The organism is Aquabacterium sp., from assembly GCF_016195855.1.
Lineage (GTDB): Bacteria > Pseudomonadota > Gammaproteobacteria > Burkholderiales > Burkholderiaceae_C > Aquabacterium.
In genome coordinates this window covers 736,405-758,255 of sequence record NZ_JACPYU010000003.1, presented here as the reverse complement: position 1 = coordinate 758,255, position 21,851 = coordinate 736,405, and the positions used below count along the sequence as shown (strand labels likewise).

Sequence of the window (21,851 nt, the reverse complement as noted above, 5' to 3'; positions counted from 1 at the left end):
ATGTTCAAACGTCACGTCTAACCTCAGTCACCAAGGAGCAGATCCATGGCACAGAAAAAAGGCGGCGGTTCCACACGGAACGGCCGTGATTCCCAACCAAAGATGCTGGGTGTGAAGGCTTACGGCGGTCAAGTGATCCCCGCTGGCTCGATCATCGTTCGCCAACGCGGCACCCGTTTCCACGCTGGCACCAACGTCGGCATGGGCCGCGACCACACCCTGTTTGCGCTGGTCGATGGCACCGTGTCCTTCGCCACCAAGGGTTCGCTGAACCGCAAGACGGTCATCGTCACGCCGGTTTGATCGATCTCTGATCGGTCTACAACGCTTGCCCGGCTCCGGCTGGGCAGCGTGCTGAACCAAAGCCCCGGTCTGCCGGGGCTTTTGTCATTTCTTGTCGTTTCTTTCCCGGTCTTGATCTCGCCCCGTGACAAGGTGGTGAAGATCGGCCTCGCCAGACGGGATAATCACCGTCTTGCCTCCATTCCAAGGACACCCGTCTCATGAAATTCGTTGATGAAGCCACCATCGATGTGGCCGCCGGTAATGGCGGCAGCGGTTGCATCAGCTTCCGTCGCGAGAAGTTCATTCCCTTCGGCGGCCCCAACGGGGGTGACGGCGGGCGAGGCGGGCATGTCTATGTGGTCGCTGACCGCAACATCAACACGCTGATCGACTACCGCTACGCCCGCCGCCACGAGGCGCGCAATGGCGAGGCCGGTCGCGGCTCCGACCAGTTCGGCCATGCCGGCGAGGACATCATCCTGCGCATGCCCGTGGGCACCATCATCCGCAACTTCGAAACCGGTGAGGTGATGATGGAGTTGCTGGAGCACGGCGAGCAGCGCCTGCTGGCCAAGGGGGGCGACGGCGGCTTCGGCAACATGCACTACAAGAGCAGCACCAACCGCGCGCCCAAGAAGAAGACGCCCGGCTGGCCTGGCGAAATCTTCAAGATCAATCTGGAGCTGCGCGTGCTGGCCGACGTGGGCCTGCTGGGCATGCCCAATGCCGGCAAATCCACCCTGATTGCCGCGATCTCGAACGCCCGCCCCAAGATCGCCGATTACCCCTTCACCACCTTGCACCCCAACCTGGGTGTGGTGCGCGTGGGCCCCGAAAAGAGCTTCGTCGTGGCCGACATCCCCGGCCTGATCGAGGGGGCCTCCGAAGGCGCTGGCCTGGGCCACTACTTCTTGCGCCACCTGCAGCGCACCCGCGTGCTCTTGCACGTGGTGGACCTGGCTCCGTTCGACGACACCGATCCGGTGGCGCAGGCGCGTGCCATCGTCAACGAGCTCAAGATCTACGACCAGGCGCTCTATGACAAGCCACGCTGGCTGGTGCTCAACAAGCTGGACATGATCCAGCCCGAAGACCGTGCCAAGAAGGTGCTGGAATTCGTGCGCCGCTACGGCTGGAAGGGCCCGGTCTTCCAGATCTCGGCGCTGACGCGTCAGGGTTGCGAGCAGCTCGTGCAGACCATTTACCAGCACGTGGCCTCGATGCAAGAGCACCATGTCGAGGCGGACATCCGTTTTGAAATGGACCCTCACCTCATGGCCAGTGAGCTGATGGCTCAAGCGGGTATGAGCTACGACGACGACATCGAAGCCTTGGTCAAGCCCAAGAAGGATGAGGCCGACAAGGGTGCGGTGAAGGGCGCCGTGAAGAAGGCACCGGCCGCCAAAAAGCCTGCGGCCAAGAAAGTGGCAGCCAAGAAGGCCGCCACCAAGCAGCCGGCCGCAGAGAAGGTTGTGGCCGACAAGCCTGCAGCCAAGCCGGTCGTGAAGAAGGCCGCTGCGAAGAAGGTGGCCGCAAAGACGGTGGTGGCCGAGAAGGCCGTTGCCAAGAAAGCAGCCGCGAAGAAGGCACCTGCTGCCAAGAAGGTTGCCGTCAAGGTCGCAGTCAAGAAAGTAGCGGCGAAAAAGGTTGTAGCCAAAAAGGTCGTGGCTAAAAAAGCCGTTGCCAAGCAGGTGCTCGCCAAGGCGCCCGCCAAGAAGGCTGCTGTGAAGGTCGCGGCGAAAAAAGCGGTTGCCAAAAAGGCGACTGCCAAAAAGGTCGTTGCCAAGAAAGTGGTTGCCAAGAAGGTGGTTGCCAAGAAGGTGGTGAGCAAGACCGCCGCCCGCAAGGCGCCGGTGCCAGCCAAGAAAGTCGCTGTGAAGGTGGCGGCCAAGAAGGCCGCGGCGAAAAAAGCCGTCGCCAAGAAGGTGGTTGCCAAGAAGGCCGTGGCCAAAAAGGCACCCGCCCGCAAAGCCGCCCGTTGATCTTCTCCAACTGATGCCCGATTGAACGCCCGAGCCCGCCCATGAACGATGTGTTGAAAAACGCCCGCCGCATTGTCGTCAAGGTGGGTTCGAGCCTGGTCACCAACGAAGGCAAGGGCGTTGACGCCGAGGCCATTGGCACCTGGTGCCGTCAGATGGCGGCTTTGGCTGCCGATGGGCGCGAGGTCATCATGGTGTCCAGCGGCGCCATCGCCGAAGGCATGAAGCGCCTGGGCTGGGCTGCGCGCCCCAAAGAGCTGCATGAGTTGCAGGCGGCCGCCGCCGTGGGCCAGATGGGCCTGGCGCAGATGTACGAGACCAAGCTGAGCGAGCACGGCATGGGCAGTGCCCAGGTGCTGCTCACGCACGCCGACCTGGCCGACCGCGAGCGTTACCTCAACGCCCGCTCGACCCTGTTGACCCTGCTCTCGCACAAGGTGGTGCCGGTCATCAACGAGAACGACACCGTGGTCACCGACGAGATCAAGTTCGGTGACAACGACACCCTGGGCGCCCTGGTGGCCAACCTGGTCGAGGCCGATGCCCTGGTCATCCTGACTGACCAGAAGGGCCTGTACAGCGCCGACCCGCGAAAGGACCCCAACGCCCGCTTCATCGACGTCTGTACGGCGGGGGACCCCGATCTGGAGCAGATGGCAGGCGGCGCCGGCTCGCGCGTGGGCACGGGCGGCATGATCACCAAGGTGCTGGCAGCCAAACGTGCGGCCGGCAGCGGGGCGTCCACCGTGATCGCCTGGGGCCGCGAGCCTGATGTGCTGGTGCGCCTGACACAAGGCGAGGCCATTGGCTCGCTGTTCGTGGCCGCCACGGCCAAACTCACCGCCCGCAAGCAGTGGATGGCCGACCATCTGCAGCTGCGCGGTGCCGTGGTGATCGACGACGGCGCGGTCACCAAATTGCGTGATGAAGGCAAGAGCCTGCTGCCCATCGGTATGGTCGAGGTGGTGGGCGAGTTCCACCGTGGCGACGTGATCGCCGTGCGCAACCGTGCGGGCCAGGATGTGGCCCGCGGGCTGGCCAACTACGCCAGCAGCGAGGCGCGCCTGATTGCGCGCAAGGCCTCGTCCGAAATCGAGGCGGTGCTGGGCTTTACCAGCGAGCCCGAAATGATCCATCGGGACAACCTGGTTCTGGCTTGAGCGTGGCGCGAGGCGTGTTGCATGAGGCGTGTGAAGCACGCTCGTGGGGCGCTTTCAAGGCGCGCAAGCGCGTTAACCTCAGGTAACTTTTGTCAGGGAAATTTCACCCATCGCAAGCGGCGGCACGCTTTGGACCCCCTCTTTGCTCGTGACCAAGGGTTCGTACTGTCCTTGGGGTGGTGGCGTTGTACGTTAAAAACGTGACCCTTGTTTCCTTTTCTTTCTGAATCCTCCAAGGAGGTCTCCTGATGGCTCTGATCCAACGCACCCTCGCTCGCCTTTCCCCTCTTTCTCTGGCTGCTGCCGCCGTGCTGGGCGGCACCATGGGTGTCACCATGTCCGCACAAGCCAAGACCCTGATCTGCGTCTGGGACGTGGCAGGCAAGACGGGCGACGTGTACGCATCCGCAACCGACTACGCGCTGGCCATGCAGAAAAATGGCGCGGACATCGAGCTCAAGAGCTATGTCGACGAGCGCGTCGCCATCGAAGACTTCCGTGCCGGCCAGTGTGATGGCGTGATCGCCACGGCCTTCCGCACCCGCCAGTTCAACATGGTGGCCGGTTCGCTGGACAGCATCGGCTCGACCACCGTGATCAAGAACGGCAAGGTCGACATCGACGCCAGCTACGAAGTCGTGCGCAAGGTGGTGCAGGTGTTCGCCTCGCCCCAGGCCGCCAAGCTGATGGTGGAAGGCAATTACGAAGTCGGCGGCATCTTCCCGCTGGGCGCCGCTTACCCCATCGTGCGTGACCGCAAGATCAACTCCGTCGAAGCCCTGTCAGGCAAGAAGATCGCCGCCTTCGACTACGACAAGGCCCAGGGCGTGATGATCCAGCGCATCGGTGCGCAGCCTGTGTCGGTGGACGTGACCAACATCGGCCCGAAGTTCAACAACGGCTTCGTGGACATGGTGACCCTGCCGGCCGTGGCCTTCAAGCCTTTCGAGCTGTACAAGGGCATCGGCACGACCGGTGGCATTGGCCGCTTCCCGATCATGATCCCGACGGTGCAGGTCATCCTCAACAAGACCAAATACCCCGAAGGCTTTGGCGAGAAGTCGCGCCAGTACTGGCTGTCGCAGTTCGATCGCGCCCTGGGCATCATCCAGACGGCTGAGAAGGGCATCCCCGCCAAGATGTGGGACGAGCTGCCTGCCGACAGCATCCCCAAGTACGTGCTGATGTTCCGCGAGTCGCGCATCGAGATCGCCAAGCAAGGCCTGTACAACAAGCAGGGCCTGAACATCATCAAGCGCGCACGCTGCAGCATCAACCCGACTGATGCCGAGTGCGCCACCAAGACCGAAATCGAGTGACGCCGGGCGCCTCCTGCGGGAGGTGCTGGTTTGCCGAGGCATCAAGCAAAAGGGGCTCCATCAAGGAGCCCCTTTTTTCATGGCCTGGCCAGGTTCATTTCAACTCGATCTGGACCAGCCTGACGCCGCTGTCGTCAGTGTCATGGTCGTCCATGCCCAAGTCGCCGCCATCCTGGCGCCGGCCATTGCTGCCACGCATGTTGCCGCGCAGGTAGCGGTTCTGGTGGCCTTGTGGTTTGGGCAGGAAGCGCGCCAGCTCGGACAGCGCCATTTCGTACACGCCGCGCTTGAACTCGATCACGGCCTCCAGGGGTACCCAGTACTCGTGCCAACGCCAGGCATCGAACTCGGGGTGGCTGGTGGCGCGCAGGTTCATGTCGCAATCGCGACCGGTCAGCTGCAGCAGGAACCAGATCTGTTTCTGGCCCTTGTAATGACCCCGGGCGTCCTTGCGGATGAAGTGCTGGGGGACCTCGTAGCGCAGCCAATCGCGGGTTCGGGCGATGATGCGGACGTGGTCGGGCAGCAAGCCCACTTCTTCGTGGAGCTCGCGGAACATCGCCTGCTCTGGCGACTCACCATGTTTGATGCCGCCTTGCGGGAACTGCCAGGAATGGGTGCGGATGCGTTTGCCCCAAAATACCTGGTTCCGGTGATTGAGCAGGATGATGCCGACGTTGGGACGAAAGCCTTCCCGGTCGAGCATAATCAACTCCGAATTTTTCAACTAGTTTCATTATTGCATCGCGCAGGCGTTAAGCCTAGTGGGGTTTGTCAATGCCTCATTCATGCGGTGTATTTTTTGCGCATATGAAAGCCTCCCAGTTCTTCATCTCGACCCTCAAGGAAGCCCCTGCCGACGCCGAGATCGTCAGCCACAAGCTGATGACGCGCGCGGGCTTCATCAAGAAGCTGGGCGCAGGTCTGTACAACTACATGCCCATGGGGCTGCGTACCATCCGCAAGGTGGAAGGCATCATCCGCGAGGAGCTGAACAAGGCCGGTGCGGTCGAGCTGATCATGCCCGTGGTGCAGCCAGCCGAGCTGTGGCAGGAGACGGGTCGCTTCGACAAGATGGGTGACGAGCTGCTGCGCTTCAAGGACCGCCATCAGCGCGACTTCGTGATCCAGCCCACCGCTGAAGAAGTGGTGACCGACATCGCCCGCCAGGAGCTGCGCAGCTACCGCCAGCTGCCCAAGAACTTCTACCAGATCCAGACCAAGTTCCGCGACGAGCGCCGCCCCCGTTTCGGCATCATGCGTGGCCGCGAGTTCACCATGAAGGACGCCTACTCCTTCGACCGCGACGTGGAAGGCGCCGGCAAGACCTATGACGCGATGTTCGCGGCCTACACCCGCATCTTCGAGCGCCTGGGTCTGCAGTTCCGTGCCGTGGCCGCTGATACCGGTGCCATCGGCGGTGACCGCTCACACGAGTTCCAGGTGATCGCCGACACGGGTGAAGACGCCATCGTCTACTGCCCCACGAGTGATTACGCCGCCAACATCGAGCTGGCCGAGGCCGTGGCGCTGATCGCGCAGCGCGGTGCGGCCAGCGTGGCTTTCGAGAAGGTGGCGACACCCGGCAAGAGCACCTGCCCTGATGTGGCCGAGTTGCTGGGCCTGCCCCTGTCGCAAACGGTGAAGTCCCTGGTGCTGGCCACCGACGAGCTCAACGAGCATGGCGAGATCGCCAAGTCCACCGTCTGGTTGCTGCTGGTGCGTGGCGACCACGACCTCAATGAAGTCAAGGCAGGCAAGGTGGAAGGCCTGAAGGCGGGCTTCCGCTTCGCCACCGAAAAGGAAATCGTCGAGCACTTCGGCTGCAAGCCCGGTTACCTGGGCCCGGTCAAGCTGCTCAAGCCCGTGAAGGTCATCGCCGACCGCACCGTGGCCAACATGGCTGACTTTGTGTGTGGTGCCAATGAAGAGGGCTTCCACATCCAGGGCGTGAACTGGGGCCGTGACCTGCCCGAGCCCGATCTGGTGGCCGACATCCGCAATGTGGTCGAGGGGGACCCTTCGCCAGACGGCAAGGGCGTGCTGGCCATCCAGCGCGGCATCGAGGTGGGCCACGTGTTCTACCTGGGCACCAAGTACTCCAAGGCCATGAACGCGACCTTCCTGGACGTGGACGGCAAGCCCAAGCATTTCGAGATGGGTTGCTATGGCATCGGCGTGACCCGCATCCTGGGCGCCGCCATCGAGCAAAAGCACGATGAGCGCGGCATCATCTGGCCGGAGTCGATTGCGCCTTTCGCGGTGGTGATCTGCCCGGTGGGCTATGACCGCTCGGAAGACGTCAAGGCCGCCGCAGACAAGCTGCACAGCGAACTGCTGGCCAAGGGTGTGGACGTGATCCTGGACGACCGTGGCGAGCGCCCCGGTGCCATGTTTGCCGACTGGGAGCTCATTGGTGTGCCGCACCGCGTGGTACTGGGTGACAAGGGCCTGAAAGAGGGGCTGGCCGAGTACCAGGGCCGCCAGGATGCCGCCGCCAGCAAGATTGCCGTGACGGAAGTCCTGAATCACGTGCTGTCGCGCCTGCAAATCGGCTGACCGCACTGGGGCAAGCTGGTTTATTGTTGATGTTCATGTCGCACCGCTGGACCACTTCCCTGACTGGCGCGCTGGCAAGCCTTGCGCTGCTGGCGGGTTTGATGGCGCCTGCCTCTTCCCTGGCCGGCGGTCAGATCGAAGAGCCGCTGGCCGATGCGGTGCGCACGGCCCTGTCTGCCGCGGTGGGCAGTGGCACGGCGCCGGCGCTGGTGTTTGCCGATGCGGGGCAGCGCCAGCAGTGCGAATCCTGGGCTTTCGGGCTGGAGGCCAAACTGGCCAAACGCAAGCCCGAAGACCTGGTTCGCCGCGAGTTCCTGCAGACGGTCTGCTATGAATCCAAGCGCGCGGGGCTGGACCCCAGCCTGGTCATGGGCCTGATCCAGGTGGAAAGCGGTTTCCGCAAGTACGCCATCTCGCCCGTCGGGGCGCGCGGCTACATGCAGGTCATGCCTTTCTGGTCACGCACCATCGGCAATGGCGAGGCCAGCAGCCTGTTTCACATGCAGACCAATCTGCGTTTTGGCTGCGTGATCCTGCGCCACTACCTGGACGTGGAAAAGGGCAACCTCTTCATGGCCCTGGGGCGCTACAACGGCAGCCGCGGGCGCCCTGAGTACCCTAACATGGTCACGGCCGCGCGTCGTGCGTGGCAGTTGCCTGATGGCGCGGGCACGCAGGTCGCCGATGCGGGTGCCTCGCCCCGCCGCTGATCAGCGCAGGGTCTTCAGGTAGGCAATCAGGTGGGCCCGCTCTTGCGGGTCAGGCACCTGGAAGTCCATTTGCTGCCAGGGCACCATCGCAGAGGGGTCCTTCAGCCACAGGTCGAGTGTGCGGGCGTTCCACACGAAGTCGGCATAGGTCAGGCCGGTGGAGTAGTCGTAGTGGGGGGCGCTGCCTGCCAGCCGCCCGTAGACGCCCCGGTGCGCGGGGCCGATCTTGTTCTCGTCCACCGCATGGCAGCGCGTGCAATAGGCTTGATACAGCCGCTGGCCTGCGATGGCATCGCCCGTTCTGGGCTTGTCCTGGGCCGATGCCAGGTCGTGGCACAGCAAGCCCAGTACGCTGAACAAACTGGCAGAACAGGTGTGTGTCGGCATGGCTGTCGGGGACCGTTCAGATGCGCCTTGTTACGGGCTCTGAGGGGCCGCAGATGCAGTATCCGGCCGCCGCGGGGCCGGCCTGACACATCAATCTGCCGGGCGCGTGAACAAGCTCACAGGCCGCGCCATTGCCGCGGCTGTGCCTGGTCGATGTGCAGCATGGCCAGCACGCGCTCGACCGTTTCGTTGACCAGCTCGTCAATGCTTTGCGGCCGGTGGTAGAAGGCGGGCAAGGGCGGGAAGACGATGCCGCCCATCTCGGTCACCGCCGTCATGTTGCGCAGGTGAGCGAGGTTGAAGGGGGTTTCGCGCACCATCAGCACGAGCCGGCGCCGCTCCTTGAGCGTGACGTCAGCAGCGCGGGTGAGCAGGTTGTCGCCCATGCCGTGTGCCACGGCGGCGAGCGTCTTCATGGAGCAGGGGGCAATGACCATCGCATCGGTCATGAAGCTGCCACTGGCAATGCAGGCGCCCACATCACCCGGGGCATGGGCCTGGCTGGCCAGGGCTTCCAGCTCGGAGCGGTCCATGCCCAGTTCGTGGTGGACGTTGAGGATGCCCGCTGGGGTGGCGACCAGGTGCGTCTGCACACCCAGGGCACGGGCGCGCTCCAGCAGCCGGACACCGTACACCGCGCCGCTGGCACCGGTGATGCCGATGACCAGACGGGCAGGGTGCGTGAGCTCGGTCACGCCAGGCTCACTGACCAGCGGTCAGCGTCTGTTGCAACTCGCCTGCCTGGTACATCTCCATCATGATGTCCGAGCCGCCGATGAATTCACCGTTGATGTAGAGCTGCGGGATCGTGGGCCAGTTGGCGTAGTCCTTGATGCCTTGACGGATTTCTTCGTCTTCGAGCACGTTGACCGTCTTGAGTTCGGTCACGCCGCAGGCCTTGAGGATCTGGATCGCGCGACCCGAGAAACCGCATTGCGGGAATTGGGCATTGCCCTTCATGAACAGCACGACGCGGTTGCCCTTAACCAGGTCGTCAATGCGTTGTTGAACGTCGCTCATATGCAAACCATGTCAGAAATGAAAACAGCCCGGTTATATCAGGCCTGTGACGGGTCTGCAGTCGTTCAGAAGGAATAGCCGACAGATACCTTGACCACCGGGCGCAAACGCATCTCGCGCACCATCTCGTCAAGGCTGCGGTCGCCTTGCAGGACCTGGCCGATCCGGTTGATGTTGCTGGAGCTGGCGCTGATGACGCCCAGGTCGGCGTTGAAGCGCCAGGCGCTGGGGGTGCCGTTGACGGTCAGGCTGTTGCTGTAGCCGGCGCCCACATAGGGCGTGGTCTGGGTGTCCTGGGTGCTGCTCAGGCTGCCCAGGTTGCTCATGAGGCCCAGGCTGTCCAGGCGCTGCATGCTGAGGTTCAGGCCGCCGCCATTGCCGCCGCTGCCCCACCAGGCCTGGCCGGTGTCACCGCGCAGCACGCCGGCGGTGGCACGGAAGCCCCCGTCAAGGTAGTAGTCGGACAGGATGTGCATGCTGCGCACGCGCAGGCCGGCACTCTGGTTGGGCTGGGCCAGGACGAAGGAGTCCTTGAGTGGGTTGATCGGGCGGTCGATGACCACGCCGATGCGGCCTTCCCAGTGGGGCCAGAAACCCTGGCCACGCAGGGCCAGGCCGCGGCCACGGACTTCGTCGTCTGTTTCGCCGGCGTTGATGTTGATGCGCACGGCGGTGTAGTTGCCGCTGCCGGTGTTCTGGTGCAAGGCGTGCTCGGCGCGGGGCACCATCTGGGCCTGTGCGGAGGTGAGGGTCAGCAGGCTGCCGATCAGGGCGCCCATCAAGGCAATCAGGGCCCATCCACCGGCGGCCGGGCTGCACATGCGTACGGACTTGTGCGAGTCGCTCTGGGTTGAATGGAACATGGCAATCTCCTTGACGAACGATTTCATGCTACGCCGGCGGTAGGGGCTTGTGCGGCGGATGTGTGAGCGTTCGTCAAACCATTTTCGCCGGGCGCAATCGCCGCGGGAGCGGGTTTGCCCGGGTTCCGGGATCGCTTTACGTAGGGCGCTGGCCGCCCGTGCAGCGGGGCTGGCCCCCGAGATCGAAGCGGGTACTTACATTTGAAAACCCGCGCTCGGTCAGCAGTTGCGCGACCGCGACAGGCTGGTCGTAGCCGTGTTCCAGCAGCAGCCAGCCGCCGGGGCTCAGGTGCTCGGGGGCGGCAGCAATGATCTGGCGCAGGTCATCCAGGCCATCGGCGCCGGCGGTCAGGGCCTGTTTGGGCTCGAAGCCCAGGGCGGCCATGTGCGGGTCGCCTTCGGCGATGTAGGGCGGGTTGCTGACGATGAGGTCAAAGCGTTCGCCGGCCACCGGGGCGAGCCAGTTGCCGTGGCGGAAGGTGACGGGCAACTGGAGCTGTTGCGCGTTGGCTTGCGCCACGCGCAGTGCGGCTTCGCTGGCGTCCACGGCGGTGACTTGGGCGCGGGGGCGCTGGTGCTGGATGGCCAGGGCGATGGCGCCGCTGCCCGTGCCCAGGTCCAGCACCGTGGTGATCACTTGTTCAGGAATCAGCTCGAGCGCCCATTCGACCAGGGTTTCAGTATCGGGCCGGGGGATGAGCACGTCGGGTGACACGGCCAGGGTCAGGCCAAAGAAGGCCTTGTCGCCCAGGATGTAGGCCAGGGGCTCGCCGGTCGTGCGGCGTGCCAGCCCGCTGAGAAAACGGGTTTGTTGCGCGGGGGGCAGCACGTCGCCGCCATGCGCCAGCAACCAGGCATGGCTTTGTTGCACAGCGTCGCACAGCAGCAGTTGGGCGTCCAGGCGGTCCAGGCCTTGTTGGCGCGCGTGCTGCATGGCTTGCGCAACCGTCAGGGGTGTGTTCAGGGGCTCAGTCGCCTGCGTGAGGGGCATGTGGGGGCTGGCGTCAGACACCGGTGGCCGCTTCCAGTTCGGCCAGCTGGTCGGCGGCCTGGGCGCTCAGGAGGGCCGCTACCACGTCATCCAGCTCACCTTCCATGATGGCCAGAAGCTTGTAGAGCGTGAGGTTGATGCGGTGGTCGGTCAGGCGGCCCTGGGGGAAGTTGTAGGTGCGGATGCGGTCGGAGCGGTCGCCGGAGCCCACCAGGCTCTTGCGCAGCGCCGCTTCCTTGGTGGCACGGAAGGTGTCGATGCGCAGGTCGGCCGGGTTGAGCTTGATGGCCTCGGTTTCGTCTGGCTCGGGCATCACGGCCACGGTGCAGGCGCTGGTGTGGATGCGGCCTTGCGTTTCGGTGGCCGGCACGCGCTGGACGCGGTGGCCGCCGGACTCGAACTTGAGCCGGCCGTAGACGTTGTTGCCTTCAAAGCGCAGCACGACTTCCTTGTAGCCGCCCAGGTCGGACTCACTGGCCGACATGATCTCGGTCGTCCAGCCCATGCGTTCGGCATAGCGGGTGTACATGCGGGCGAGGTCACCCGCAAACAGGGCGGATTCATCGCCGCCCGTGCCGGCGCGGATTTCGACAAAGGCGTTGCGGGCATCGTCGGGGTCCTTGGGCAGCAGGGCGGTCTGCAACTGCGTTTCCAGCTGGGTCAGGTCGGCTTCGGCCTGGGCGATTTCTTCCTGGGCCATGGCGCGCATGTCGGCGTCGTCACCGGCTTCGTCCAGCATCTGTTTTGCCCCGGCCAGGTCCTGCTGGCGGCGGGTGTGGCGCTGGGCCAGGTCGCACACGCTGCTGACTTCGGCGTGCTCGCGTGACAGATCCCGAAAGCGCTTGTTGTCCGCGGCGATGACCGGGTCGGACAGGGCTGCATCCAGCTCTTGCAGGCGGCGGGCCAGGCGGTCGAGCGAAGAGGCAAGGGAGGGCGCCAGACCGGCGCTCACGCCTTGTCCCCCTGGGGATCATGCCGATTGGCTTGCCCCGGCTCGGCCTTGTCGGGCGGGCTGCTGGCCGTGGTGTTGCGCCCGGGAACCAGCTCGCCGCGCAGGAACAGGCGCGACAGGGCCGCGGCCACCTGCGGGCGCTGGCCGGCGTCGGCGCTGTGCAGCTCGGCCATGGCGCCGTGCAGCATCTTTTGCGTGAGGCCACGCGACATGGCTTCCAGCACGGCTTCGATGTCTTCGCCCTTGGCCAGCAGCTTGCGGGCGCGGGCCATCTCGGCGGTGCGCCAGGCGTCGGCCTGACTGTGCAGGGCCTGGATCAGGGGCACGGTGGTGCGCTGGTCCAGCCAGTGCACAAAGCCTTGCACGCCGGTTTCGATGATGGCTTCGGCCTGGGCGACGGCGGCCTGGCGCTTCTCGCCAGCGGTCTGCACCATGGTGGACAGGTCGTCCACGGTGTAGAGGTAGACGTCATCCAGGCGTGCGACCTCGGGTTCGATGTCGCGCGGCACGGCCAGGTCGACCATGAAGATGGGGCGGCGCTTGCGGGCCTTCAGCGCTCGCTCGACGGCACCCAGGCCGATGATGGGCAGGGTGCTGGCCGTGCAGGACACGACGATGTCGAACTCGTGCAGGCGCTGGGGCAGGTCGGCCAGGCGCATGGCTTGCGCGCCCAGGTGGGTGGCGAGCTTTTCGCCGCGCTCCAGCGTGCGGTTGGCCACGGCCATGGTGCGCGGGTTGCGGGCGGCAAAGTGCGTGGCGGTGAGCTCGATCATCTCGCCGGCGCCCACGAACAGCACCTTGGTGCGGCCCAGGTCTTCAAACAACTGCGAGGCCAGGCGCACGGCCGCGGCGGCCATGCTGATGGAGTGCGCGCCGATCTCGGTGGAAGTGCGCACCTCCTTGGCCACGGCAAAGCTGCGCTGGAAGAGCTGGTGCAGGGTTGTGCCCAGCGTGCCGGCGGTGTCAGCCTCGCGCACGGCCTGCTTCATCTGGCCCAGGATCTGGGGTTCGCCCAGCACCATCGAATCCAGCCCACTGGCGACGCGGAAGGCGTGGCGCGCCGCCTGGCCGCCTTCCAGCACATAGGTGTGGCGCATCAGCTCTTCGCTGGAGACGCCGCCGATGCCGGACAACCAGTCCACCGCCGCATGGCGCAGGGCGTGCACCGGGCCGCCCAGACCGCCTGCGGCGCAGTACAACTCGGTGCGGTTGCAGGTGGACAGCAGGGCCACTTCAGCGTGCGGGGAGCCGGTCAGGCGCTGGTGGACCGTCTTGAGGGTGGGGGCCAGTTGGTCCACCGCAAACGCGAATCGGCCACGCAGGTCGACAGCGGCGGTGGTGTGGTTCAAGCCCAGGGTCAAGACAGTCATATCAGAAGATTATAAAATCCTACCCTTTGCCTGGGTTGACGCGGGAAATGCGACTTCTCCAGATTTGATGCAGCGCAAGGCCGGCAAAGCTCGCAAAAGCAACGGTATCACGCGCTGCCTGAGGAGCCCCATGGGTTTTCTGGACGGCTTGAACCACGCTTTGAACTTCTTTTTGCCTGCTTTGGGCATGGCTTTGCTGGTGCCCAGCCTGGCCCGCCTGATGTGGTGGAGGGCTTTGAGCAGTGCGGGCTGGTTGCGCCAGGTGAAATGGGCTTCGATCGTCAATGCCGCCGTGTTGATCGTCGGGTTGTTGATAACCGGCCGGGATGGTGCCATGTTGACCTACACAGGTCTGGTGCTGGCCTCGGCCTTGACGGTTTGGTGGACAGGACTGCGTTGACATGACTTACAGCGTCAAAGAGATTTTCTATACCCTGCAAGGCGAGGGCACCCATGCCGGGCGCCCGGCCGTGTTCTGCCGCTTTGCGGGCTGCAACCTGTGGACGGGCCGCGAGGCCGACCGGGCCACGGCTGTCTGCCAGTTCTGCGACACCGACTTCGTGGGCACCGATGGATTGGGTGGTGGCAAGTTCGACACGGCGCAAGCTCTGGCCGAGCGCATCGCCTCGTTCTGGCCAGCCACCGAGGCAGGCGCCCAGGGCCCCCGTTTTGTCGTGATGACCGGTGGCGAACCGCTCTTGCAGGTGGACGCGGCCTTGATCGACGCCCTGCATGCGCAAGGGTTCGAGCTGGCTGTGGAGACCAATGGCACGATCGCCGCGCCGGCCGGCCTGGACTGGGTCTGCGTGAGCCCCAAGGCCGGCTCGACGCTGGTTCAGCAATCGGGGCATGAGTTGAAGGTGGTGGTGCCGCAAGCCGGGTTCACCGAGGCCGACTTGCTGGCCTTCGAGAAGCTGGACTTCAAGCAGCTGCGTGTGCAGGCCATGGACAGTGCCCAGCCGCAGGACCGGAAAAAAGCCATGGAATGGGCCGTTCAATGGTGCCTGGACCACCCGCGCTGGTTGCTCAGCGTACAGACCCATAAGACACTGGGTATTCGCTGAAAGAAGCGCTGAAAGAGCGCTGAAGGATCGTTGTTGATGTTCGAGTTGAGCCAGACCTTTTCATTTGATGCCGCGCACACGCTCAAGCGCAAGGTGTCTGCCGAGGAAGCCGCGGGCAGCCGCCGCATCCATGGCCACACCTACTCGGCCGAGATCTTCGTGCGTGGCGAGCGCCAGCCCGAATCGGGCATGGTGGTGGACCTGGCCGTGCTGCGCGAGGTGATCGCCGGCATCCGCAGCCAGCTGGACCATCACTTCCTGGACGAAGTGAGCGGCCTGGGTGCGCCCACCCTGGAGAACCTCTGCGTGTTCATCTACGCGCAGGCTCGCCTGCACATCCCGCAGGTGTCGAGCGTGGCGGTGTCGCGTGCCGCCGGTGACCGCTGCGTCTATCGGCCCACGGCTTGATGCCCCGCTTTCGGCCGCTTTTGATTGCGTGACGTCGCGCTGAGCCGCTCGCGGCATACTTGCGCCCCATGACTTCTCCAAACTGGGCCGAGCGCAGCCGCCAGGCCGTCTGGCATCCGTGCACACAGATGAAGGTGCACGAGCATTTTCCGCCGCGTGCCATCGTGTCCGCCGAGGGCCCCTGGCTGATCGATGATCAGGGCAAGCGCATTCTGGATGCGGTGTCCTCATGGTGGGTCAACCTGTTTGGCCACAACTTCGGCCCGATCCGCGACGCGATCACGGACCAGCTGGGCAAGCTCGATCACATCATGCTGGCGGGGTTGACGCACCCGCCGGTGGTCGAGCTGTCCGAGCGCCTGTCGGCCTTGACCGGCCTGGGCCATGCGTTTTACGCCAGCGATGGGGCCAGCGCCACCGAGATCGCGCTGAAGATGAGCGTGCACAGCTGGCGCAACCGCGGCCGCGCGCAGAAGAACCAGTTCATCGGCCTGCAAGGTGGTTACCACGGTGAAACGGCCGGTGCCTTGTCCGTGACGGACATCCCGCTGTTCCGCGAAGCCTATGCGCCCTTGCTGCGCCTGAGTGCCACGCTGCCATCACCCGACCCGCGCCATGCGGCGCCCGGTGTGTCGGCCCAGGCGCACACGCAAGCTGCCATTGACGCGCTCGCCGCTTACCTGGCCGAGCACCATGCGCACACCGCAGCCTTGATCCTGGAGCCCTTGGTGCAAGGCGCCGCAGGCATGGCCATGTACGCGCCAGACTACCTGCTGGCCGTGCGCCGCCTGTGCGATCAATACGAGGTGCACTGGATCGCCGACGAGATTGCCGTGGGCTTTGGCCGCACCGGCAAGCTGTTTGCGCACCAGCATGCCGTGCTGCCCGATGGTGGCCACGTCCGGCCCGATTTCATCTGCCTGAGCAAGGGCCTGACCGGTGGTGTCTTGCCCCTGTCTGCCGTGCTGACGACGGACGATGTGTACGCCGCCTTCTGGGACGACCGCGTGGTGCATGGCTTCCTGCATTCGCACTCGTACACGGGCAACCCGCTGGCCTGCCGTGCGGCGCTGGCTGTGCTCGACACCTTTGCCGCGCGCGACGCGCAGGGCCTGGATGTGCTGGCGCGCAACCGCGTGGCCGCCGAGCGCTTCACCCAACTGGCCGAGCCTTTGACGCGCCACCCGCGCATCAAGGCATCGCGCCACATCGGCATGATCTGGGCCTGGGACGTGGACACGCCAGAGCCCACGTTCGCCTCGCGCTACCACCGTGCAGCCATGGAGGCGGGCTTGCTGTTGCGCCCCATTGGTTCTACCCTGTACGTGATGCCGCCCTATGTGCTGGGCGAGCCGGAGCAGCGCTTCCTGGCCGAAGGTGCCTTGCGGGTGCTGGATGCGGTGCTGGCCGACATCGACCGCTTGCCTGCATCGCCTGCGCCCATCGTGCCCGTGCCCTGATGCCTTTTTCCTGCGCCTGATCCACGTCGTCTCATGTCCGCCTATTTCATCACCGGTACCGATACAGGCGTGGGCAAGACCCGCGTCAGCACCACCTTGATCCATGCCTTGCGCAATGCAGGCTACAACCGGGTGGTGGGCATGAAGCCCGTGGCCGCGGGCTGTGACTGGGTGGAGGGGGCCAATGGCCACGATGGTGAATGGCTTAACGAGGACGTGGCGGCCTTGCGCGCAGCATCCAGCCTGCATGTGCCCTCGTCGTTCGACAACCCCTATGCCTTGCCGGCCGCCGTGTCGCCGCACATCGCGGCGAAGCTGGCCGACACCGTGATCGACCTGTCCCACATCGAAGCGAGCTTCCATGCCTTGCAGCAGCATGCGGACGCGGTGGTGGTGGAAGGGGCCGGGGGCTTCATCGTGCCGCTGTGCGAGCAGGCCGGTGTGTTCGAGACCAGTGCCGATCTGGCGCAGCGCCTGTGGCTGCCGGTGATCATGGTGGTGGGTTTGCGCCTGGGCTGCCTCAACCATGCGCTGTTGACGCAGGAGGCCATCCTGGCCCGTGGCCTGACCCTGGCCGGTTGGGTGGCCAATGTGGTGGACCCGCAGATGCCCGAGCAGGCGGCCAATCTGGCCACCTTGCAGGCCCATCTGCAGGCACCCATGCTGGCCCATTGGGGTTGGGATGCCAGGCCACGCCCGAGCAACTGGCCAGCTCGCTGCGCCTGCCCTGACACGGGGGCGCACCAGCGCGACGTCAGCGCGGTTCGACCACGATCTCGGTCTTGACCGAGTTGGCGATGAAGCAGGCTTCATGCGCCTCATGGTGCATGGTGGTGATCTCATCCGCCGTGGGGAGCCGGATGCCCGAGAACACGATCTGTGGCCGCAGCGTGACGTGCGTGACCGCCACCTTGCCTTGCGCATTGCGCTTCATGAGGCCTTCGGCCTGGTCGTGATAGCGGTCGACCACATGGCCGCGTTCGGCGGCCATGCTCAGGAACCACAGCATGTGGCAGCTGGAGATGGCCGAGACAAAGGCCTCTTCCGGGTCGACGGCGGCCTCAATGGACATGGGCAAGGGCACCACCTGCGGTGAGGCCGACCCCGGCACCTCGATGCCGCCATCAAAACGCAGCAGGTGCTGGCGGCTATAACGGTTGTCACTGAAGGCCTGATCGCCTCGTTCCCAGATGGTTTCGGCCGTGTAGAGGTGTGCCATGGTGGTGTCCTGTAGCGGGTGCCCGGTCAGTGAGCACGTTGGCGGGGTGTCAAAGGGTTGTGGGCAGGTGGTAGACGAAGAACTGCTCATCGCGCTGCCAGCCATTGGCCGCATAGGTGGACTGTGCCACGGTGTTGCCCTTGGCGGTGCTCAGGCTCAGCCGGATGGCGCCCAGTGTTTGCGCATGGGCCTTGGCTGCTGCCATCAAGGCGCTGCCCACGCCGCGCTGGCGATGGGTCGCGGCTACGAACAGGTCGTTGAGGATGACGGTGCGCGCCAGCGACACCGATGAGAACGAGGGGTAGAGCTGCGTGAAGCCGATGCCGGTGTCACCATCGTGCGCGATGAACAGGATGGATTGCCCATGTTCGAAACGCGCCAGCAGGAAGGCCCGGGCAGCAGGCAGGTCGCTGTCACGCCCGTAGAACTGGCGGTAGGCGTCGAACAGGGGCGTCAGCGCGTCCAGATCGACCAGGGTGGCCTGGCGAACAGTCAGTTGGCTCATGGTGTGGTGATGGCTGTCTGGATTTGGTCTTGGTCTTTGGTTTGCGGCTGAGACCAGCTTTGCGCATAGGCCGGCAGCGGGCCCTCGTGCCCGGGCTCGCTGATGGCGGGCAAATGCTGTTGCCGCAAGGGCAGCACGCCTGCCCAGAAGGGCAGGGCCAGGTCTTCTTCGCTGTCCTTGGGGCCCCAGTTGCGGATCTTGGCGGAGGCCTCGTGCAAGGAGATGCCCAGCACGGTGGTGGCCTTGAGTTCGTTGGCATCGGGTGGGCGCGAGTCCTGCGCGCGCCCTTTGGCGATGTGCTCCATCAAGGCGGCGAGCACGGCGGGCTTGGCGTCGTCGGCCACCGCGGTGAAGCCACCATGGATGACCACCGATCGGAAGTTCATCGAGTGCGAAAACGCCGAGCGCGCCATGACCAGGCCGTCCAGGTGCGTGATGGCCACGCAGGCCGGGGCGCCGCTGGCCAGGTGCTTCATCATGCGGCTGCCGTTGGAGCCATGGATGTAGAGCTGGTCGCCCACGCGCCAGCAGGCCGTGGGCAGGCACAGCACGTCGGGGCAGGCAAAGGCCACGTGGCAGAGCCAGGCATCGTCCACGATGGCGCGGATGGTGGCTGCGTCGTAATGCCCCCGATCAGCCGAGTGCCGGATGCGGGCGCGTTCGCTGGGTGGCTTGTTGTGGTCTTGCATGGTGGGGCCTCGTGATTGAGTCGAATGCGGTAACGATAGAGAAGTTCTGGCACCATGAACAGAACCACGATGAAAACATTTCATGGAGCCACGAATTCATGGCCGATCTTCACTTTCTGCTGGATGCCAGGCGCTTGAAGGCGATGGCCAAGGCGCGCGGGCAAGCCTTGCAACGCACGCTGTATCAGGCCTTGCAAGAGGCCATTGCACAGGGGCGTTTGCAGGCAGGGGCCGTGCTGCCCTCCAGCCGCGATCTGGCGCGTGACCTGGGTATGGGGCGCAATGGGGTCATCCATGCGTATGAGCAACTGGCCGCTGAAGGCTATGTGCAACCCAACCGGCAAGGCACGGTGGTGGCGGCGTTTGCCGCCGTGTCTTCGGCCTCCACGCCGCACAGCCAGCGTGCGGTGCCATCCAACGCCACAGTGTCGCAGCGTGTGGCCGGCTGTGATCGCCGCCGCACGCCAGAGGACGACCTGCGGCCCTTCATGCCAGGCATGCCCGCACTGGACGCCTTTCCCTTTGCCACCTGGCAGCGCTTGTGCGACAAGGCCTTGAAGCAGGGCAGCACGCTGGATCTGGGTTACCGGCATGCTGTGGGCGAGCCGGAGTTGCGGCAAGCCATCGCCACCTATCTGCGCGCTGCGCGGGGCGTGCGTTGCGATGCCGATCAGGTCACGGTGACCGATGGCACGCAGCACAGCCTGGAGTTGTGCGCCCACATCCTGGCTGATGTGGGGGACACCGCCTGGATCGAGCACCCCGGTTATGGCGGGGCCAGAACGGCCTTGCAGCAAGCGGGGCTCCTGGTGGTGCCGGTGACCGTGGATGCCGATGGCATCGCGCCGCCTGAGGCCTGGTGGCATGACAAGCCACCCAGGATGATCTACACCACGCCATCTCACCAGTACCCCTTGGGCTCGGTGCTGAGCCTGCCGCGCCGCCTGCGCCTGATCGAGCAGGCCCGCCAATGCGGCGCCTGGATTCTGGAGGATGACTACGACAGCGAGTTTCGCCATGAAGGGCCACCGCTGGCCGCCATGCAGGGGCAGGTGGACGACGCGCCCGTGGTCTATCTGGGGACCTTCAGCAAGTCCATGTTCCCGGCCTTGCGCCTGGGCTTCATCGTGTGGCCACAGGCGCTGGCCGACCGCGCGCTGGGCGTGGTCGGCGACCTGGTGCGGCGTGGTCGACCGTTCGAGCAGCGCGCCCTGGCCGCCTTCATCGACGAGGGGCATTTCACCCGGCACCTGCGCAAGATGCGCAAGCTCTATGCCTTGCGGCAGGCGGCCTTGCGTGAGGCGATCTCAAGCCAATGGCCGCTGCCCGGTGAGGTCCTGGGCGGCCAGGCTGGCATGCACCTGGTGCTCAGCCTGCCTGCAAGCGGCCCGCATGCGGTGCTGGACATGGCGCTGGCCCGGTGCGCGTATGAGCAGGGTGTCAGCCCCCGGCCGCTGAGCATGTATGGCACCGGCGGCATCGCAGGCTTCAACGGTCTGGTCATGGGTTACGCCAACACGCATGAAGACCGCATGGCCCCCGCCCTGGGCCAGGTGGTGAACGCCTTGAGCCAGCTGAAGGCTCAGCGCAAGTAGCCGGCCTCGCGCATCTTGCGCTCGCTGATCTGCTGGGATTTGTCCAGCACCTCGCTGACGCTCACAGGCTCCTGCAACAGGCGGCTGATCTGCTGCCCGACCGCCGTGCCAATGGCCTGGAACTCCGGTATCGAGGCCCACTGGATACCGGTGTAAGGCGATTTGGGCAAGGTGGCGTCATGCGGGTTGGCTGTGGCAATGGCCATGCGCTCGACACTGGCGTGGGCGTTGGCCTGCTTGAAGGCGGGCTCTGCATAGGTCGATTCACGGGTGCCGGAGGGCACGGCGGCCCAGCCCTCGCGCTTGGCCACCAGCTGGATGTAGGCCTTGGACGTGGCCCATTCGATGAAGACCTGAGCGGCTGCGGCTTTCTGCGAGCTCACGGGGATGGCCAAGGCCCAGGTCCACAGCCAGTGCGCACCCTTGGGTGTCGATCCCGTTGGCGCTTGCAGGAAGCCGACCTTGCCCGCGACCTTGGATTGATCGGCCTGGTTCACGAAGGAGCCCGCCACCGTGGCGTCAACCCAGATGGCGCAACGCCCGGCCATGAACAAGGCCAGGTTCTCGTTGTAGCCATTGGCCACGGCCCCGGGCGGCCCCGCGTACTTGAGCAGATCCGCATACAGCGACACGGCACGGTGCCATGCGGGCGTGGTCAGCTGGGGCTTCCAGTCCATGTTGAACCACTGCCCGCCAAAGGTGTTGACCATGGTGGAGATCAAGGCCATGTTCTCGCCCCAGCCGGGCTTGCCCCGCAGGCAGATGCCATAGACGTCCTTCTCCGGTGCGTGCAGGCGTTCGGCGGCGTTCCGGATCTGCTCCCAGCTGGGGGTGGGGCCCAGTCGGATGCCGGCCGCCTTGAGCAAGTCGGTCCTGACCATGGTCATGGAGCTTTCGCCGTAAAAAGGCAGGGCATAGAGTTGCCTGTTCACGCTCAGCGACTGGCGGATCGAGGGCAGCAGGTCGGCCACCTCGTACGACGGGCCGGGCGTGATCGGCCGCAGCCAGCCCAGCTTGCCCCAGATCGGCGCTTCGTACGCGCCGATGGTCATCACATCGAACTGCCCGGCCTTGGTGGCCACATCGCGGCTGACCTGTTGCCGCAGCTTGCCTTCTTCCAGCGTGATCCACTTCAGCTCGATGTCGGGGTGCTGACGTTCGAACTCGCCCGACAGCTTCTGCAGGGTGATCATGTGGCCGTTGTTCACCGTGGCGATCACCAGCTCTTCAGCCATGCAAGTCAAGGGGACGAGCAATCCGGCACAAGCGGCCATGGTGGAAAGACGACGCGCAGACATGCACAGGCTCCGAGT

The 21,851-nt window shown here is 65.0% G+C and carries 24 protein-coding genes and 1 pseudogene; 13 read left to right on the top strand and 12 right to left on the bottom strand.

The window, feature by feature from the left end; genetic code table 11:
* The first annotated feature begins 45 nt into the window (after positions 1–45).
* From rpmA to HY019_RS04870, 5 genes and pseudogenes are all read left to right on the top strand, one after another.
* Positions 46–303: a 50S ribosomal protein L27 gene (rpmA, locus tag HY019_RS04890; RefSeq protein ID WP_035038670.1), complete on the top strand. Its 258-nt coding sequence runs from the start codon at positions 46–48 to the stop codon at positions 301–303.
* A 200-nt stretch (positions 304–503) separates the two neighbouring features.
* Positions 504–1,541 (top strand): annotated as a pseudogene (gene cgtA, locus HY019_RS04885) (Obg family GTPase CgtA); the annotation flags it as partial.
* A 3-nt stretch (positions 1,542–1,544) separates the two neighbouring features.
* A complete protein-coding gene (locus HY019_RS04880) occupies positions 1,545–2,267 on the top strand; it encodes a histone H1-like repetitive region-containing protein (RefSeq protein WP_363302371.1) in 723 nt (240 codons plus the stop codon).
* Between the two features lie 41 nt (positions 2,268–2,308).
* Complete coding sequence (gene proB / locus HY019_RS04875; protein ID WP_290688795.1) at positions 2,309–3,427, top strand: glutamate 5-kinase; 1,119 nt, start codon at positions 2,309–2,311, stop codon at positions 3,425–3,427.
* 248 nt (positions 3,428–3,675) lie between these two features.
* Positions 3,676–4,746, top strand: a complete 1,071-nt coding sequence (locus HY019_RS04870) for a putative solute-binding protein (protein ID WP_290688793.1) — start codon at positions 3,676–3,678, stop codon at positions 4,744–4,746.
* Positions 4,747–4,840: 94 nt separating this feature from the next.
* On the opposite strand, the gene HY019_RS04865 is transcribed toward HY019_RS04870, so the two are convergent.
* A complete protein-coding gene (locus tag HY019_RS04865) occupies positions 4,841–5,452 on the bottom strand; it encodes an RNA pyrophosphohydrolase (protein ID WP_290688792.1) in 612 nt (203 codons plus the stop codon).
* Positions 5,453–5,556: 104 nt separating this feature from the next.
* Here HY019_RS04865 and HY019_RS04860 point away from each other — a divergent pair, with 104 nt between their 5' ends.
* On the top strand, positions 5,557–7,305 hold the full coding sequence (locus HY019_RS04860; RefSeq protein WP_290688791.1) for a proline--tRNA ligase: 1,749 nt from the start codon (positions 5,557–5,559) through the stop codon (positions 7,303–7,305).
* 29 nt (positions 7,306–7,334) lie between these two features.
* Positions 7,335–8,015, top strand: a complete 681-nt coding sequence (locus HY019_RS04855) for a lytic transglycosylase domain-containing protein (protein ID WP_290688790.1) — start codon at positions 7,335–7,337, stop codon at positions 8,013–8,015.
* Here HY019_RS04855 and HY019_RS04850 read toward each other — a convergent pair whose 3' ends face one another.
* The 7 genes from HY019_RS04850 to hemA form a co-directional block, all read right to left on the bottom strand.
* The gene (locus tag HY019_RS04850) at positions 8,016–8,402 is read right to left on the bottom strand and encodes a c-type cytochrome (protein WP_290688788.1); all 387 of its coding nucleotides are present in this window, start codon (positions 8,400–8,402) and stop codon (positions 8,016–8,018) included.
* A gap of 116 nt (positions 8,403–8,518) precedes the next feature.
* Positions 8,519–9,097 carry a UbiX family flavin prenyltransferase gene (locus HY019_RS04845; RefSeq protein WP_290688786.1) on the bottom strand — a complete coding sequence of 193 codons (579 nt, stop codon included), beginning with the start codon at positions 9,095–9,097 and terminating at the stop codon, positions 8,519–8,521.
* 7 nt (positions 9,098–9,104) lie between these two features.
* Positions 9,105–9,422, bottom strand: a complete 318-nt coding sequence (gene grxD / locus HY019_RS04840; RefSeq protein ID WP_035036140.1) for a Grx4 family monothiol glutaredoxin — start codon at positions 9,420–9,422, stop codon at positions 9,105–9,107.
* A gap of 65 nt (positions 9,423–9,487) precedes the next feature.
* The gene (locus HY019_RS04835; protein WP_290688784.1) at positions 9,488–10,285 is read right to left on the bottom strand and encodes a hypothetical protein; all 798 of its coding nucleotides are present in this window, start codon (positions 10,283–10,285) and stop codon (positions 9,488–9,490) included.
* A gap of 136 nt (positions 10,286–10,421) precedes the next feature.
* Positions 10,422–11,276, bottom strand: a complete 855-nt coding sequence (prmC, locus tag HY019_RS04830; protein WP_290688782.1) for a peptide chain release factor N(5)-glutamine methyltransferase — start codon at positions 11,274–11,276, stop codon at positions 10,422–10,424.
* Between the two features lie 13 nt (positions 11,277–11,289).
* Positions 11,290–12,216, bottom strand: coding sequence for a peptide chain release factor 1 (locus HY019_RS04825; protein WP_290689171.1), 927 nt, complete (start codon positions 12,214–12,216; stop codon positions 11,290–11,292).
* A gap of 8 nt (positions 12,217–12,224) precedes the next feature.
* The gene (gene hemA / locus HY019_RS04820; protein WP_290688781.1) at positions 12,225–13,598 is read right to left on the bottom strand and encodes a glutamyl-tRNA reductase; all 1,374 of its coding nucleotides are present in this window, start codon (positions 13,596–13,598) and stop codon (positions 12,225–12,227) included.
* Between the two features lie 130 nt (positions 13,599–13,728).
* Here hemA and HY019_RS04815 point away from each other — a divergent pair, with 130 nt between their 5' ends.
* From HY019_RS04815 to bioD, 5 genes are all read left to right on the top strand, one after another.
* Positions 13,729–13,998 (top strand): hypothetical protein, encoded by a 270-nt coding sequence (locus HY019_RS04815; protein WP_290688779.1) that lies wholly within the window; start codon positions 13,729–13,731, stop codon positions 13,996–13,998.
* A gap of 1 nt (position 13,999) precedes the next feature.
* Entirely contained in the window at positions 14,000–14,662 is a 663-nt protein-coding gene (queE, locus tag HY019_RS04810; RefSeq protein WP_290688778.1) for a 7-carboxy-7-deazaguanine synthase, read from the top strand.
* Between the two features lie 36 nt (positions 14,663–14,698).
* Positions 14,699–15,070 carry a 6-carboxytetrahydropterin synthase gene (locus HY019_RS04805; protein ID WP_290688777.1) on the top strand — a complete coding sequence of 124 codons (372 nt, stop codon included), beginning with the start codon at positions 14,699–14,701 and terminating at the stop codon, positions 15,068–15,070.
* Between the two features lie 68 nt (positions 15,071–15,138).
* On the top strand, positions 15,139–16,530 hold the full coding sequence (gene bioA, locus HY019_RS04800) for an adenosylmethionine--8-amino-7-oxononanoate transaminase (protein ID WP_290688775.1): 1,392 nt from the start codon (positions 15,139–15,141) through the stop codon (positions 16,528–16,530).
* Between the two features lie 33 nt (positions 16,531–16,563).
* On the top strand, positions 16,564–17,316 hold the full coding sequence (gene bioD / locus HY019_RS04795) for a dethiobiotin synthase (protein ID WP_290688774.1): 753 nt from the start codon (positions 16,564–16,566) through the stop codon (positions 17,314–17,316).
* Here the strand turns inward: bioD and HY019_RS04790 are convergent.
* The 3 genes from HY019_RS04790 to HY019_RS04780 are packed head-to-tail and all read right to left on the bottom strand — an operon-like array spanning position 17,285 to position 18,943.
* A complete protein-coding gene (locus tag HY019_RS04790) occupies positions 17,285–17,749 on the bottom strand; it encodes an OsmC family protein (protein WP_290688772.1) in 465 nt (154 codons plus the stop codon). The two genes, bioD and HY019_RS04790, sit on opposite strands and share 32 nt — an antisense overlap.
* 49 nt (positions 17,750–17,798) lie before the next feature.
* Entirely contained in the window at positions 17,799–18,254 is a 456-nt protein-coding gene (locus HY019_RS04785; RefSeq protein ID WP_290688770.1) for a GNAT family N-acetyltransferase, read from the bottom strand.
* Positions 18,251–18,943 (bottom strand): pyridoxamine 5'-phosphate oxidase family protein, encoded by a 693-nt coding sequence (locus HY019_RS04780; RefSeq protein WP_290688768.1) that lies wholly within the window; start codon positions 18,941–18,943, stop codon positions 18,251–18,253. The genes HY019_RS04785 and HY019_RS04780 overlap by 4 nt, the downstream gene beginning before the upstream one ends.
* Positions 18,944–19,041: 98 nt before the next feature.
* Here HY019_RS04780 and HY019_RS04775 point away from each other — a divergent pair, with 98 nt between their 5' ends.
* Positions 19,042–20,538 (top strand): PLP-dependent aminotransferase family protein, encoded by a 1,497-nt coding sequence (locus HY019_RS04775; RefSeq protein ID WP_290688766.1) that lies wholly within the window; start codon positions 19,042–19,044, stop codon positions 20,536–20,538.
* Here HY019_RS04775 and HY019_RS04770 read toward each other — a convergent pair.
* Positions 20,526–21,812, bottom strand: a complete 1,287-nt coding sequence (locus HY019_RS04770; RefSeq protein WP_290689169.1) for a sugar ABC transporter substrate-binding protein — start codon at positions 21,810–21,812, stop codon at positions 20,526–20,528. The genes HY019_RS04775 and HY019_RS04770 overlap by 13 nt on opposite strands.
* Positions 21,813–21,851: the final 39 nt, after the last annotated feature.

Bases quoted from the DNA above. Each gene is read 5' to 3' on its own strand.
- HY019_RS04815 (WP_290688779.1), top strand. From the start codon at position 13,729: ATGGGTTTTCTGGACGGCTTGAACCACGCTTTGAACTTCTTTTTGCCT.
- HY019_RS04865 (WP_290688792.1), bottom strand. From the start codon at position 5,452: ATGCTCGACCGGGAAGGCTTTCGTCCCAACGTCGGCATCATCCTGCTC.
- HY019_RS04785 (WP_290688770.1), bottom strand. From the start codon at position 18,254: ATGAGCCAACTGACTGTTCGCCAGGCCACCCTGGTCGATCTGGACGCG.
- HY019_RS04835 (WP_290688784.1), bottom strand. From the start codon at position 10,285: ATGTTCCATTCAACCCAGAGCGACTCGCACAAGTCCGTACGCATGTGC.
- HY019_RS04770 (WP_290689169.1), bottom strand. From the start codon at position 21,812: ATGGCCGCTTGTGCCGGATTGCTCGTCCCCTTGACTTGCATGGCTGAA.
- HY019_RS04790 (WP_290688772.1), bottom strand. From the start codon at position 17,749: ATGGCACACCTCTACACGGCCGAAACCATCTGGGAACGAGGCGATCAG.
- HY019_RS04780 (WP_290688768.1), bottom strand. From the start codon at position 18,943: ATGCAAGACCACAACAAGCCACCCAGCGAACGCGCCCGCATCCGGCAC.
- HY019_RS04805 (WP_290688777.1), top strand. From the start codon at position 14,699: ATGTTCGAGTTGAGCCAGACCTTTTCATTTGATGCCGCGCACACGCTC.
- bioA (WP_290688775.1), top strand. From the start codon at position 15,139: ATGACTTCTCCAAACTGGGCCGAGCGCAGCCGCCAGGCCGTCTGGCAT.
- prmC (WP_290688782.1), bottom strand. From the start codon at position 11,276: ATGCCCCTCACGCAGGCGACTGAGCCCCTGAACACACCCCTGACGGTT.
- hemA (WP_290688781.1), bottom strand. From the start codon at position 13,598: ATGACTGTCTTGACCCTGGGCTTGAACCACACCACCGCCGCTGTCGAC.
- HY019_RS04855 (WP_290688790.1), top strand. From the start codon at position 7,335: ATGTTCATGTCGCACCGCTGGACCACTTCCCTGACTGGCGCGCTGGCA.
- grxD (WP_035036140.1), bottom strand. From the start codon at position 9,422: ATGAGCGACGTTCAACAACGCATTGACGACCTGGTTAAGGGCAACCGC.
- proB (WP_290688795.1), top strand. From the start codon at position 2,309: ATGAACGATGTGTTGAAAAACGCCCGCCGCATTGTCGTCAAGGTGGGT.
- HY019_RS04880 (WP_363302371.1), top strand. From the start codon at position 1,545: ATGGACCCTCACCTCATGGCCAGTGAGCTGATGGCTCAAGCGGGTATG.
- bioD (WP_290688774.1), top strand. From the start codon at position 16,564: ATGTCCGCCTATTTCATCACCGGTACCGATACAGGCGTGGGCAAGACC.
- HY019_RS04860 (WP_290688791.1), top strand. From the start codon at position 5,557: ATGAAAGCCTCCCAGTTCTTCATCTCGACCCTCAAGGAAGCCCCTGCC.
- HY019_RS04775 (WP_290688766.1), top strand. From the start codon at position 19,042: ATGGCCGATCTTCACTTTCTGCTGGATGCCAGGCGCTTGAAGGCGATG.
- HY019_RS04870 (WP_290688793.1), top strand. From the start codon at position 3,676: ATGGCTCTGATCCAACGCACCCTCGCTCGCCTTTCCCCTCTTTCTCTG.
- HY019_RS04850 (WP_290688788.1), bottom strand. From the start codon at position 8,402: ATGCCGACACACACCTGTTCTGCCAGTTTGTTCAGCGTACTGGGCTTG.
- queE (WP_290688778.1), top strand. From the start codon at position 14,000: ATGACTTACAGCGTCAAAGAGATTTTCTATACCCTGCAAGGCGAGGGC.
- rpmA (WP_035038670.1), top strand. From the start codon at position 46: ATGGCACAGAAAAAAGGCGGCGGTTCCACACGGAACGGCCGTGATTCC.